This is a genomic window from Leifsonia sp. McL0627, from assembly GCF_058244615.1.
In genome coordinates this window covers 253,795-266,809 of record NZ_JBZCGM010000002.1, presented here as the reverse complement: position 1 = coordinate 266,809, position 13,015 = coordinate 253,795, and the positions used below count along the sequence as shown (strand labels likewise).

16 protein-coding genes are annotated in these 13,015 nt (G+C 62.3%); 14 read left to right on the top strand and 2 right to left on the bottom strand.

The features are described 5' to 3' along the window. Nucleotides 1-2: 2 nt before the first annotated feature. A complete protein-coding gene (locus tag AC37TH_RS01705; RefSeq protein WP_490762625.1) occupies nucleotides 3-437 on the bottom strand; it encodes a DUF3052 family protein in 435 nt (144 codons plus the stop codon). Next, nucleotides 434-1,279, bottom strand: coding sequence for a metallophosphoesterase (locus AC37TH_RS01700; protein WP_490762624.1), 846 nt, complete (start codon nucleotides 1,277-1,279; stop codon nucleotides 434-436). The genes AC37TH_RS01705 and AC37TH_RS01700 overlap by 4 nt, the downstream gene beginning before the upstream one ends. Before the next feature lie 150 nt (nucleotides 1,280-1,429). Here AC37TH_RS01700 and AC37TH_RS01695 point away from each other — a divergent pair, with 150 nt between their 5' ends. The 14 genes from AC37TH_RS01695 to AC37TH_RS01630 all read left to right on the top strand — a co-directional run bounded on the left by AC37TH_RS01695 (nucleotide 1,430) and on the right by AC37TH_RS01630 (nucleotide 12,816). After that, nucleotides 1,430-1,720, top strand: coding sequence for a WXG100 family type VII secretion target (locus AC37TH_RS01695; RefSeq protein WP_490762623.1), 291 nt, complete (start codon nucleotides 1,430-1,432; stop codon nucleotides 1,718-1,720). A 79-nt stretch (nucleotides 1,721-1,799) separates the two neighbouring features. After that, nucleotides 1,800-2,246, top strand: coding sequence for a hypothetical protein (locus tag AC37TH_RS01690; RefSeq protein ID WP_490762622.1), 447 nt, complete (start codon nucleotides 1,800-1,802; stop codon nucleotides 2,244-2,246). Further along, nucleotides 2,243-2,482 carry an EsaB/YukD family protein gene (locus tag AC37TH_RS01685; protein ID WP_490762621.1) on the top strand — a complete coding sequence of 80 codons (240 nt, stop codon included), beginning with the start codon at nucleotides 2,243-2,245 and terminating at the stop codon, nucleotides 2,480-2,482. The genes AC37TH_RS01690 and AC37TH_RS01685 overlap by 4 nt, the downstream gene beginning before the upstream one ends. Before the next feature lie 3 nt (nucleotides 2,483-2,485). Next, nucleotides 2,486-3,625, top strand: coding sequence for a type VII secretion protein EssB (gene essB / locus AC37TH_RS01680; RefSeq protein ID WP_490762620.1), 1,140 nt, complete (start codon nucleotides 2,486-2,488; stop codon nucleotides 3,623-3,625). Continuing rightward, nucleotides 3,622-7,155: a type VII secretion protein EssC gene (gene essC / locus AC37TH_RS01675; protein WP_490762619.1), complete on the top strand. Its 3,534-nt coding sequence runs from the start codon at nucleotides 3,622-3,624 to the stop codon at nucleotides 7,153-7,155. The genes essB and essC overlap by 4 nt, the downstream gene beginning before the upstream one ends. A 215-nt stretch (nucleotides 7,156-7,370) precedes the next feature. Next, nucleotides 7,371-8,102, top strand: a complete 732-nt coding sequence (locus tag AC37TH_RS01670; RefSeq protein WP_490762618.1) for a hypothetical protein — start codon at nucleotides 7,371-7,373, stop codon at nucleotides 8,100-8,102. Then, nucleotides 8,099-8,539, top strand: a complete 441-nt coding sequence (locus AC37TH_RS01665) for a DUF4176 domain-containing protein (protein ID WP_490762617.1) — start codon at nucleotides 8,099-8,101, stop codon at nucleotides 8,537-8,539. Before AC37TH_RS01670 ends, AC37TH_RS01665 begins: the two co-directional genes overlap by 4 nt. Nucleotides 8,540-8,563: 24 nt before the next feature. Next, a complete protein-coding gene (locus AC37TH_RS01660; RefSeq protein ID WP_490762616.1) occupies nucleotides 8,564-8,971 on the top strand; it encodes a DUF4176 domain-containing protein in 408 nt (135 codons plus the stop codon). After that, a complete protein-coding gene (locus AC37TH_RS01655; RefSeq protein WP_490762615.1) occupies nucleotides 8,964-9,281 on the top strand; it encodes a hypothetical protein in 318 nt (105 codons plus the stop codon). The genes AC37TH_RS01660 and AC37TH_RS01655 overlap by 8 nt, the downstream gene beginning before the upstream one ends. A gap of 28 nt (nucleotides 9,282-9,309) precedes the next feature. Beyond that, the gene (locus tag AC37TH_RS01650; RefSeq protein ID WP_490762614.1) at nucleotides 9,310-9,573 is read left to right on the top strand and encodes a hypothetical protein; all 264 of its coding nucleotides are present in this window, start codon (nucleotides 9,310-9,312) and stop codon (nucleotides 9,571-9,573) included. After that, entirely contained in the window at nucleotides 9,570-11,396 is a 1,827-nt protein-coding gene (locus AC37TH_RS01645; RefSeq protein WP_490762613.1) for a glycohydrolase toxin TNT-related protein, read from the top strand. The genes AC37TH_RS01650 and AC37TH_RS01645 overlap by 4 nt, the downstream gene beginning before the upstream one ends. After that, a complete protein-coding gene (locus AC37TH_RS01640; protein ID WP_490762612.1) occupies nucleotides 11,393-11,692 on the top strand; it encodes a hypothetical protein in 300 nt (99 codons plus the stop codon). The genes AC37TH_RS01645 and AC37TH_RS01640 overlap by 4 nt, the downstream gene beginning before the upstream one ends. Nucleotides 11,693-11,782: 90 nt before the next feature. Next, nucleotides 11,783-12,151 (top strand): hypothetical protein, encoded by a 369-nt coding sequence (locus tag AC37TH_RS01635; RefSeq protein ID WP_490762611.1) that lies wholly within the window; start codon nucleotides 11,783-11,785, stop codon nucleotides 12,149-12,151. 290 nt (nucleotides 12,152-12,441) lie between these two features. After that, nucleotides 12,442-12,816 (top strand): hypothetical protein, encoded by a 375-nt coding sequence (locus tag AC37TH_RS01630; protein WP_490762610.1) that lies wholly within the window; start codon nucleotides 12,442-12,444, stop codon nucleotides 12,814-12,816. Nucleotides 12,817-13,015: the final 199 nt, after the last annotated feature.

The window sequence follows — 13,015 nt, the reverse complement described above, 5'->3', positions numbered from 1 at the left end:
GCTCAGCGGTTCTCGCGCCGCCAGACGATCTTCAGCCCCGACCAGTCCGTGTCTATTGCGGCGACTTTCACGTCCACCAGACCGCGGTCGAGCGCCGCGTCGCGGATCAGGTTCTCATCGAGGTCGCTGACGTGACCAGCCGCCTTGCGCGGCCAGGCCGCCCAGAGCATCCCGTCCGGGCGGATGCGCTCTCCGATGCCGTCGAGTTCGGCAAGATAGCCGGTGGCGTGGCGGTAGAACGCGAGCACGAGTCCGGCCGGGCCGTCGTCGTCGGGTGCTAGCCAGACGATGCCGTCCTGGCCGTCGTCCAGCGGGCCGTCGAGCGGGATGCGCCAGCCGTCGTCGGCGTGAAGGACCTGGGCGCGCATCCCGGGCTTGAGGCCGAGCTTCTTCCAGAGCGGCGTTCCGGAGTATCCGGCAACGGGCGCCGGGCTCACGGGCGGGCCGCCCATCCCGACGTGCCGGCGATGCGGCGGATGTCGGCGGGGTCGAGGTCGTAGACGGTCTGGCCGTCGTCCGGCGCGGGGGCGGACACCATGTGGGCGCGGACAGGCCCGGCCACAGGAATCTGGACGACGGCGAAGCCGGAGCCGCGCACGGCTCGCTCGCGCTCGGGGGTCCACAGCACGTCTGTGGTGTTGGCCACGGCGGGCGCCACCACGACCGGGATGCGCTGCGGCCCCAGCTCGGTGACAAGCGAGTGGTGATAGTGCCCGGCGAGCACGAGGCGCACGTCGGCGGCGGTGCAGAGGTCGATGACCGCCTCCGGATCGACCAGGCGCAGCGTCTCGAACAGCCCGGTGGTCGGCGGGGCACGCGGGTGGTGCATGACGAGGACCGTTCCGTGCTCCGACGGCTCGGCGAGCGTGTCCCGCAACCGCGAGAACTGCGCGGCGTCGATCCGCCCGTACCCGGCGCGCGGCACGACCGTGTCGACGCTCACGATGCGGAAGCCGTCCACCGTTGTGACCGTCTCACGGGCGCCGAGCACCTGCTCGAACCCGGCGGCGATGTCGTGGTTGCCCATCGCGTAGACCACGCGCGCGTCGCGTTCGGACGCCCACGGTTCGAGCCGGCCGGCGAGCAGCCGGTACGACTCGGCGCTGCCGTCGTCCGACAGATCGCCGGACGCGACGACGACGTCGATGGATTCGAGCGTCGCCGCCCGGGCCAGCACCCGGTCGAGCGCGGCCAGCGTGTCGACCAGCCCGTAGTGCAGGCGGCCGTCGCCGTACAGGTGGGTGTCGCTCAGGTGCAGGATGCGCAGGGTGTCGCTCACGCGGTCACCATACCGCCTGGCACCGTCAGACCGGCGGCCCGATTTGACCTGCACGCAGGACGCCTATAAGTTAATCCCTGCAACATGTACCGTACAGAGTACTGTATTTCTTGCATCAAGAGTAGAATTTCAACTAAGGGGAGGCTTCACATGGGGCAGATCAGCGTTACACCGGAAGAACTGAAGCAGCAGGCTCAGGTCTACACGCGCTCGAAGGAAGAGATCGAGCAGGCGATCCAGAAGGTGAACCAGATGAACTCGACGATCGCCGAGGAGTGGAAGGGCCAGGCGTTTCAGGCGTATCTCGAGCAGTACAACCAGCTGCACGAGAGCGTGAAGAAGTTTGAAGAGCTGCTGGTGAGCATCAACGAGCAGCTGAACAAGTACGCCGACACCATCGCCGAGCGTGACGCTCAGGATGCGCAGAGCTTCGGCTTCTGATCCCTTTTCGAACGAAATAGACGATATGCGACTGTGGTCGCGCCTATTCATAGGCGGTGCTGTCTCGTGCACGCTTGCGGTGGCTGTGACCATTGGTGCGCCCGCCGCTTCGCTCGCTACCGGCACCACTGACGACAACGATGCCGGGCGTTTGGATCTGAATGCCAACGTCCTGGTCAACGAATCGGTCGGCAGTGGTGCCGCTGGCGATTTCGCTATTCGCGGCAGGCTCTTCTTAGAGGATCTCTCTGCCCGTGCTCTCGAGCACCGAGAGGCCAGCGCGGAGAGGCTGGATGTCGCGGGCGCCCTGACCTTCGAGCCGTCCGCGGTAGCCGATGAGTATCAGGTGGTGAGAGCTGCGCTGTTCGATGGGTACTCCTCAACGGTGATCTCCGAGACGCGCGAACCCCGCGAAGAGTCTCCGGTTCTCGCCCTGCTGGCGCTGGTGGTCGGTATCCCCCTCGTGCTGACGGGTGGCGTGTTGCTTGGGCGATTCTGGGCGAGAAGAAGGCGAGTGTCAGCGTGATCGAGATCACCCTCGAATTTCTGGGCAAGCAGATTGATCTCCTCGTGCCTGGCGAGGTCACGTTCGACCGGCTGCAGCGACTGATCGGGGAAGCGTTCGCTGCGAAGGGCATGGTGTTGCCGGACGGTTTCTCCTTGGTGCTCGACGGCAAGGCGCTCATCGTCAGCGGGTATGACGTCATCGCATCGTTCGGAATCGCCAATGGCGACCGCCTGCAGATAACGACGAAGAGTTGAGCAATGCGCATTGAAATAGACGGCACGGTCCTCGAGCTTGACGCCAGCAGTGGCGTCCTCCGTGTGGACGTGTCCAAGAACGGCTACGACGGGGCATGCCTCGACGTGATACTTCGCTACGCCGACGCGCGTGAAGCCGAAACCGGTCTCACGATCGACTACCCGCTCAACGACGGTGACATCAGCTTCGGAGAGGCCGTCAGCCGGTCAGCGACCCGGCTCGACCGGTTGTCTCTGGCGCAGAAGCTCGTGGCGTGCGTCAGCTATCGGGGCGGTTTCAGAGTTCCGGTGATCCATCCCGACAATGTGTATCTGGGTGGCGAGCTGGTGCGCGTGGTGCATTGCGGCCTGCAGGGCATGCTCGCGCCGATGGTGTTCGATGAGGCACTTTTCCTGCGATCGCTCCAGGCGATGGTGCTGCGGATCTTTCACCCGAAGCTCGCCTTCGAACAGATTCTCGACGGGGCGAAGGGGCTGAGGGATCAGTTCTCGACCTCAGTACGGCAGGCGGCCACGACGGACGAGCTCTTCGCGTTCATCGAGGTGCAGCTGAATGCCGAGAAGGCGCGAACGGCTGCGACCAAGGTCAGCGTCTCGAAGCGCCGCTATTCGTGGTATCGCGTCCTGGGAGTTGCGGGCGTCGCTGCCGGCCTGGCCGCCGGAGTGTTCGCCTGGCAGGCCGAAAGTCAGAATCGTGTCCAGACCGCCGTCGTCGCCGCTCAGGCGCGATTCCTGGCGAGCGATTTCGCCGGGGCTCTCGGCGAGCTGGAAAGCTATTCGGCGGCTTCGCTGCCGGCGTCCGCCAAATACGTATTGGCAGTGTCGAGCATCAACCTGGATGACCTCACGGCGTCGCAGAAGCAGGCGATTCTCAACAACGTCTCTGAGAAATCCGACGATGTCACTCTGAACTACTGGATCGCGATCGGCCGTGGAGAGTTCGAGCACGCACTCGATTTGGCGCAGAATCTCGGCGACGACCAGCTCACGCTGCTGGCCTATACCGACCTGTACCAGTCGACCAAGCTCAATACCCAGATGCCCGGGGATAAAAAGCAGAAACTCCTCGACGAGTACGCGAAAGCCATCGATGAACTCACGGCGAAGCTCGCGGGAACGGGCGACGAGGCGGCGCGGGGATGAGCGTCTTCGACACGGAGCAGAGTGAGGAAGCTCGGCAGGTCGCCCTTGACTCCCGACTCGACGCGAGCGAACTGCGGTATCTCGTCTATGCGCTTGATGGCCAGGGGGCGAGCAAACTCTCCCTCACCGAAGAGCGCCCCTTCGTCGATCATCACGGTCACAAGTTCAGCGTGATCAACGACGCGCTGTATGCGGACGGTGAACGGCTCGGCGATGGTCTGCAGACGGTGGGTGATCTCACCTGTCTGGTGGTCTCCGCCTCCGGCGCTCGCACCGAGTTCTTCACCATCGACCAGGGTGCGGAGTTCGTCATCGGCGATGCGCCTTACGCCGGGATCAGAGCAGCGGGCTCGCCGCTGCTCATCCTGCGTGCTGGATCACTGATCGTCGACGCGCAGGACCGGCTCGTGTATGTGAACGGCGCGGCGGTCAGAGGCCGGCAGACCTTCGAGATCGCTGCCGGGCTGGTCGTGCTGACGGAAGAGTTCCTGCTCGAGAAACGCCCAACGCAGTTCAAGATCACGCAGCTGGGTTCCGGCCTTGTGTTCGATCACGAGAAACTGCTGACCCAGCTCCCGGTGAGCGAGTTCCCTCCGGACTTCCCGGACTATCGACGCTCCCCGAAGATGAATCTCGAAGTCGAAAGCGCCGAGTTCACACTGCACGGTCCGGACAAGCCCGGTGCCAAGCCGAAGAACCGCATTGCGCGGATGCTGGTGCCGCCCTTCGGGATGCTCGCGGCGATGGGTATGACCACGATGATCGCGGGCAACAACCCGGTGATGCTCATCAGCATGGGGCTCGCGAGCGTGCTGACGGCTTCGTTCACGGTGTCGCAGTACGTCACGGAGAAGACGGAAGCCAAAGCCGCGACGTTGAAGGTCGAGGAGGACTATGCGCGGTATCTGGTGAGGACGGTCGCCAGCGTTTCGCGCGCGTACGACGCTGAGCGCGAGGTGCTGCTGTATCAACAGCCGGATCCGCAGGAGCTCGCCGAAATGGTTGAGCGGTATGACCCGAGAATCTACGAGCGCCAGCGGTTCAACAAGGACTTTCTCAGTGTCTCCCTGGGGTTGTCGGATCGCCCTTCCGCGCTGAAAGTGTCCTCGGACGTGACGGAGAAGGATGCCAGCGTGCAGGGACAGCACGTGTCGGACCTCGCAGCAGGGTTCCAGACGCAACGTGCTGTCCCGACGCCGATCAGTGTCTCCGGCCAGACGATCGGGCTGGTCGGGCCGCCCGATGTCGTCTCCGACTACCTCCAGTCGCTCCTGTTTCAAACCGCGTTCCTTCACTCGTATCGCGACGTGAACTTCGTCAGTCTGCTCTCCCGCGACGCATACGCGACGACGTGGAACACGTGGAGGATGCTGCCGCATTTCAAGGTGCACGAGCTCAACATGCGCGGCCTGATCCATACGGAGAAGCTGCGTGACGTCGCGTTGAACAGCTTCTACCAGCTCCTCCAGAAGCGTCAGCAGCTCGTGAAGGATGCCGGCACGCAGAAGCCGCAGTTCGCGCCGCACTATGTCTTCACGATCTCCGACGATCGGCTTCTCGCGGGTCACGGGATCAACGAACTCCTCGCCGAGGACATGAGCCACCTCGGGGTGACGGTGATCTGGTGCAGCGAAGACGCGAAGCTGCTTCCGGAGACGGTGACCGCGCTCATCCAGGCGCCGCACCAGGTGCAAGGCGAACTCGTCACGAACGACGACGTCTACGTTGCGACACCATTCGCGCCGTATCCGCTGCCGGACGACCTTGAACGTTCGCTTCGGAAATTGGCGAACCTGAACCATCTCGAAGTCGAGAAGAACGCGGTGCCAGAGGCGCTCAGCCTGCTTGAGCAGTATGAAGTGACCACCGTCGACGACTTGCAGATCGCCGGCCGGTGGGCTCGGGCCGAGCCGAACAAATCGATCGCTTCGCTGATCGGCTGGCGCGGCAAATCCGACCATGTGCACTGGGATCTGCACGAGCGCGCGCACGGCCCCCACGCCCTGGTCGGCGGAACGACAGGCTCGGGGAAGTCGGAGTTCCTGACCACCTACCTGATCGGTCTCGCGATCAACTTCTCTCCTGAAGACATCGGGCTTCTCATCATCGACTGGAAGGGCGGCGGTATCGCGAACACGCTCGACCGGTTGCCGCACTTCATGGGTGCCATCACGAACCTCGATGGTGCCGGCACGGCGCGCGCGCTCGCCAGCATCAAGGCGGAGCTCAACAAGCGACAGCGCGAGTTCGCCGTCTACGGCGTGAACAGCATCAACGCGTACATGACTCTGTACAAGCAGCGCCACGATCCGAAGCCCGACGTCACCTACCCCACGAAACCGTTGCCGCACCTGGTGCTCGTTTCCGACGAGTTCGCGGAGCTGAAAGCGAATGTGCCGGAGTTCCTCGACGAACTCACCTCGGTGGCGCGTATCGGCCGAAGTCTCGGCGTGCACCTGATCCTTGCGACGCAGAAGCCAAGCGGTGTGGTGAACGATCAGATCGAGGCGAACTCGACGTCGAAGATCGCGTTGAAGATGGCCGGCGAGCAGGACTCGAACGAGTTGCTGAAGACGACCGATGCCGCTCACATCACCAACCCGGGCCGCGGATACCTGAAGGTCGGGCAGAACGAGGTTTACGAGCTCTTCCAGAGCGGATATGCCGGTGTTCCATATGACCCTGATGCGGTGGTGACCGAGCGGGTCGATGAGCGCATTTACCGAATCAACGAGGTCGGCCAGTACGAGCTGTTCTACGATCCCGACGAAGACGTCGAGCAGGGGAAGGACACGAGTGATCTCCCCTCGCAGCTGGACGCGGTCATCGATACCATCGCGCAGCTCTTCCACGGCGATGACTCGTTGTCGACTCCTGATAAGCCGTGGCTTCCGAACCTGCCTGTGAGCATCCCCACGCCGGATCCGGGCCCCGGCGGCGGGTTGAGCGTTCCGCTGGGCATGCTCGACATTCCAGCCAGGCAGGCGCAGGAGGCCTACGAGTTCGATCTTGCACGGGCGGGGCACACCGCGTTGTTCGGCAGTCCCGGCTACGGCAAATCGACCGTGCTGCAGACGCTGGTGGTGAACCTTGCGAGGATCAGCACCCCCGAGCAGTTGCACGTCTATCTCATCGATTTCGGCAACAACGGTCTGCTGCCGCTCGCGGGGCTGCCGCACGTGGCGGATATCGTCACGCTCGAAGAAGCCGAGAAGCTCGGCAAGCTGCTCGAGTCGGTCGCGGGCTTGCTGGCTACCCGTAAGCAGCTGTTCAAGGAGGCCGGGGTCGCGAACCTGGAACAGTACCAGGCGAAGACACGGCGCAAGCTGCCGATGGTGGTGAACGTGCTCGACGGGTACGACAATCTCACCGCGAACGACCGGCGAAAAGAGACGATCGACTCCCTGCTGTTGCAGGTGCTGCGCGAAGGCGCGGCCCTCGGCGTCACCCTCGTGATGAGCGCGAGCCGTGTCGGCGCGGTCCGGGTGAACATGTTAGCAACATCTCGACCAAGCTGTGCCTCTATCTGAACGACGAGAGCGAGCTCGCGCAGCTCATGGGCCGGGAACGGGTGCTGCAGGCCGATATCCCCGGCCGAGGCCAGGTGCTCGTCGACGTGCCCACCGCGATCCAGTTCTACCTCCCCGCACCCGGTCAGGACGGCTCCGAGACGCTCGCAGCGCTCGAACAGCAGATCACGGCCCTCAGCGACGGCTGGACGGGCGCACGTCCGACGAAGATCCCGATGGTCCCGCAGGAGCTCACGCCGGAGGCGTTCCGAGATTTCGTGACGGTCGGCAGGATCGAAGAGGTCGGCGGCGTGGCGGTTGGGCTGTCCAAGGCGACCACCGGGGCGGTCGGGTTCCTCCCGGGAGCACAGCCCTTCTTCTTGTTCGCTCCGCGGGACGATGAGCAAGAGCTGCTCTTTCAGGAGGTTCTCCTCGCGCAGGGCAGCCGGGTGAAGGCGGAATTCATGGTTGTCGACTTCGACGAATCCTTTGGAGAAGCCCTCGACAAGAACCCGTTGCCGACGAATTTCAGCTACGTCACCAGCACGAATGATGCGAACCGGATCGTCGCCGGCATCGTCGCCTATCTCGGTCTCAACAAGCAGAAAGTTCACGGCGTCCATACGGTCCTCGTGATCGCGAACCTCGCAGATTTCATCGCCAAGACGGGGCTGAAGCCGGAAGATTTCGCGCTCGCGTTGAAGCACACCTCCAAAGCCGGACTCGACTTCATGATCTTCAGCCGCCACGAGTATGTCGCCAAGTCGTTCGATGCGGTGCCGAAGCTCATCAGGGAACTGAAGTTCACCGGAGTGGTCGGGGCGAAAGCCTACGACAGTCCGCTCGTGAAGACCGTGGGGACCTCGAACGAGGCCGAGCCGAGAATCGACGAGCCATTCTTCGTGCTGCGAGGCGGAAGCGTTTTCGAGACGATCAAGCTCCCTCAACCGAAACGAGCGGTCTCGTGAGTGAGGCTCCGACGCTGCTCCCGCTGGGGAGCGCCGTCCAGATTGAGGACGATGAAGGCACCTATGTCATCGTCGCGCGAGGATTTCAGAAATCAGTGGACGGGTTCCTGGCCGGCTACAAAGGAGTTCCACACCCGCTGGGCGCAGCCGCAGGTGTGAGGGAGATCGTGATCCGGCAGACGCAGATCACCGAAATTGTGCATCGCGGCTACGAGAGTCCGGACGACGTCGTGTTCGCAAAGAAGCAACTGGAGAACGCGAAGGCCCCACCAGTGCAGCGGCCAGCTGTCGCGGAACCGGATCTGACGGTTGATCTTTCGCGACCCTCCGCCGTCCCTCCTGCTGCGCCCCAACCTACTTCAGGTGAGGCGGTCCCTAGCGGCGTGGTGAGCGATCCGAGGGACCCATTCAGTGAGCTACGTAGGAAAGTTCAGTGAGCTACGTAGGAAAGGAAAACGGACATGACCGAGGAACAGCAAGCACAGGAGGAGAAGCGAGTGTTTCTCCCTTTGGGGAGCGTCGTCATTCTGAAGGGCTCGGTCAAAAAGCTCTTGGTCGTCTCCCGCGGCTCGATCGTTGAGGACGACTTCTTCGACTACGGCGCGTTCATGTATCCGGAAGGCATGATCGACACGAACATCGCCTACTTCAACCACGACGACATTCTCAAGATCGTGCACGAGGGCTTCACAGACGACGACAACGCTCTGGTGCTTGAGATCCTGGACGACGCGTATGCGCGGTTCCAGCAGCAACACGAAAGCGACGGCTCCACTCCCGTGTCCGCGAGCGTGGAGCCGGTGGCGTCGTCTGTGCAGGACGAGGATCTTTTCGCAGGCGTCCGCGATGTGGTGGGCGACGATGAGTGACGAGCAGGTCCTGGCAAAAGTTCGTGAGTTGGAAGACATCATTAGTCGACTCGCGAGCGTGCGCGACTCGGTGAGCGGGTTCAGCGTCAATTCGTACAAGGATGCTGGCGGCGGTCTGTGGGCGGGTCAGAAGCGGAACCTTTTCACAGGCCGCTTCGACACAGCCAAGTCCAGTCACTCACAGATCAGCGAGCAAATCGGTCAGGCGATCAGCGACTGCAAATCCAAACAACGCGGCCTCGCGTTTTCAATCAATCCGCTCGAACATCCCATCCTGTCGGCTCAGGCGATCACGATCGCCCTGAACTGATCGAGCTGTGGAGCAACGGAGGTAGACGATGACCACCAGAGGTATTCGAAAAGGATTCCACGAGGAAACGCAGAAGGTTTCCTCACTCACGTCTCATGTCGCCGACACGAAAGACGGGTGGACCAGAGGGGAACCTCTGAAGGTTCCCGGCGCAACGACCGTGTCGAAGATTTACGCGGATCTCTCCAGCTTGATCGCCACCTACGGCAGCTTGGCGCGAAAGGACACCAAGGAGTTCGACCAACTCGGTGTGAACATCGAGGTGCAGGATCGTGAGGATGCGTCCCGGTGAGTGTGGTTGAGTTTTCGGCTGATGCGTGGCAGGCGTCGTCGCCGGGGTTGCAGGAGGGGTTGGCTGGTCGGGTTGAGTCGGTGGCCCAGTTGGTGCAGGGGTTGGAGGTGCTGGCGGGGTCGGGGAGTATCAGCGGCAAGGGTGCTGATGCGATGCGGGCGTATATCCGTGAGGTGCATGTGCCGGTTCTGCAGTCGTTGCTGATCGGTTTGTCGACGTTCCAGACGGCGGTGGGCGTGTATTGGGATGGTTACGGCCAGGTGGATGCGGGTGGGGACTTCCGTTTGGTGGCGGATGAGCATGACGCGCACGTGGCCCAGTTGGAGTCCGGGATGGCAACGTTGCGGGGTTTCGGGGCCGAGTTGCGGCAGATCGCGGCGGATGCCTCGCACCTGGTGGCGTTGGGGGGTGCTGGTTCGCACGCGGTGGAGCAGACGGTGGAGGGTCTGCAGGGGATGCATCTGGTTGTGAAGGGGCAGAAGGAGACCTGGCAGGCGTATGAGGCGTCGGATCCGGGGTTCGCGCAGGTGCAGAACCTGATCGCCGAGCTGGGCAGCGTCCTGAACAATGTGGGCGGTCTGATGGTGGGGCGGGGGCGCACGTATCAGTCGGGGAGTTTCCGTCTCACCCTGCAGCAGTTGGGGGAGCTGAGTGGGGGGATGCTCGACTACTGCCGGGATAACCAGAAGGTTGCCACGGCCGGGTGGGAGAGGATGTTCTCCCAGTACGCGGACGACGTCGAAGCCGCCCAGCGGGAGAAAGCGGTCTGGGATCTGCTGGGGGACGGGTTACAGATCGCTATCGGTGCCCTGGTCACCGCGATCGGGGTCGGGTTGACCCCGTTCACCGGCGGGTTCTCCCTCGGCCTGACCGTGCTCGGCGGGGCGATGGTGATCGGTGGGGTCAACAGTGCGATCAACCATGTGTCGATCGCGACCACCGGGCAAGGACTCAACCTGATCGGGATGGCGGCGGAGGCGGTCGATCACTGGTATGACCTGCACGTCGCCCAACCCGCCGCCGACTCCGGCAGTTGGGGGTTACAACTCCTCGCCGGTGTCGGCTCCGGACTGGTCCAGGCGGCTGCCGGGGCGGCCCAGATGAACGTGCGAGAGATCGCGGACGGCGTTCAGACGCTGGCCACCGACGCGGACGCCCGGAACCAGTTGTGGAACCAGGTGACCGCGACCGCCGGGAAAATACTCAGCGGCGACGCGTATGCGACCGGACAGGTGGCCAGCGTCCTGATCCCCGGCGCCGCAGCGCTCAAGTTCGCTCGGGCAGGCACCTCCCTCACTGTGGCAGCGAGGTCCCTTGACGAAGTTCAGTCTCTGAAGAAGGGGCTGATTGACGCAACACGAGGGAGAGACCTCCCTGGCTACGACCCGACCGGTGGACTTGGCTGGGACCGCTTCCTGGACAAGTACTTGAGGGGATTCGACGACAAAGGTAGGCCACAGTGGAACTGGCCCTATGACCCGCCTCACAAGGATGGTTTCACCGACGGGATATCGAAGCCTTCAGATCTTGTACCCGGTGACACGCTCGAACGCATCGCGTTCAAGGCCGACGACGGTACTCCCATCGACGGGAACTTTGCGGCTCCCCCAGGAACGCCCTTTGACCAGCTGTCGCTCCCGCCTGATCGGCTCGGGCGTAATACGACAGTAGTGCACTATGAGGTCCTGAGGCCTCTACCCGATGACGTTCGCGTGGGAGAGATCGCGCGCGGATTCGAGCAACCAGGTCGTGGAACGCAGTATCACTTCCCGGAGGGAATTCAGGAGCTGATTGACTTAGGTTATGTGAAGGAGATTCCATGAATCACGAGCAATTCATTCAAAGGATGTCCGAGATCGGCTACTCGCGAGAGGGGGCTGAGGATATCGTCTGGATCCCAAAGGACTCTGCCAGCCTGGTCTTGCGAAGCTTCAATTTCGTGCCGACAGTTGATGGGCTCTATGAGATCTGGTTGTCGGGCGATCGAGACGGTTTCTTTCGGGTCGGAGCGCGCGGCAACAAGTTCCTCGGAACGCTGAGTGAGGCATATGAATATGTTTTTGAGGACAGGCGCAAGCGCCACGAAGAGATGACCCGCGCGCGGCACCAGCCCGAGTGAGCTTTGGTGTGACTCGGTCTGCTGCCTCCCGCCGAAGGGCAGCAGCAGGACATACGTCAAGGTCCACTTTCCCAAAGTATGGAGCGAACAGTGAACGCACTTGAGGAAACGATCTTACTGAGCGAGCTCGATGGCGAAATTCCACTCACCGCGATCGATGATTATGGGGCGCAATCGGAAAAGGACCCCGTGAGACGAAAGAGTTTGGTCTTGGATGCCGTGCGTTCATTGTTGACTCAGGGCTACATCATGTTGGGACATTTTTACAAGGTCACTGATGAGGAATCGGAATGGGTTGACGGGACGGGCACTATCGAGGAGCAGGTTGACAGGCTCGCCGAGGCATACACGCCCGAATTTGAGGACTGGGAATCATGGGGTTTCGTATGCTGGTTCGCCCACACCCCGGAGGGTGAGAAGGTCGCCGTAACGCTCAATGCCGACCGATCAGACGAATAAAAGCGCGAACCGCCATTTGAACCGCCACCCCGCCCGTTGCGAACGCCCCGTACGCGTGCGCTTGGCGAACGGTAAGGGGACGTAATAGTCGTGCGGTACGAAGTTCTGAAGCCGCAGCCCGAGAACGTTCGAACTCGGCTACGACTGGGACGGAATCAAGACGTGCCCCGGGCTGAAAGACGAAAACACGTTCGAGCTCTCCGTCCGGAAAGCTACGTTCGGGCGCTGGAGCGCAGCCGACCCGCCTAACGATATTTCGACACCGAGTTCAATGATCAGAGGAAGAAGGCGTGGACAAACTCAGAGATATTGAAGATTTGGCCAGCTTCGTTGAAACCGTCTTCGGCGGTAAAGTGCGAGTTCTGACCGTCAGCCCAACTACCGGACGCATCACATTTGTCCTCTACGACGCATTCGCCTTCAACGCCACGCTCGACCAACTCACTCACGTGTTCGGCATGTCGCTTCTGCTCCCAGGCAACTCATCGTTGATCACCCTCCTAGGACAAAAGCTTTCAGCGAACAACGATGCGGATTCGATCAAGAGAGCATTCGCTATCGCAGATGAGTATTGTCGCCTCAGACTCTCCGACAGGTACTTGGCTGCGTATGAGCGGGCGGAAGAGACCAACGTTGATCCGGAACAAGGTCGGCGCGATTACTAGCCCAGAACTCGACCTCGGCGTGCGGCAGGTATCTGGGCGTGCGCCATCGAGGCAAGAGCTCGACGATCTTCCCGGAACGGTGAGACGAGCTGCCCCATCTCTGTACGTCGGGCGATTTGCCTCCGACGATTTCTGGCGAGTGCGATGGCTGCGGGCGCGGCAAATCGAAGCGTGAATGCGTAGGTCCTCGATGCGGAAC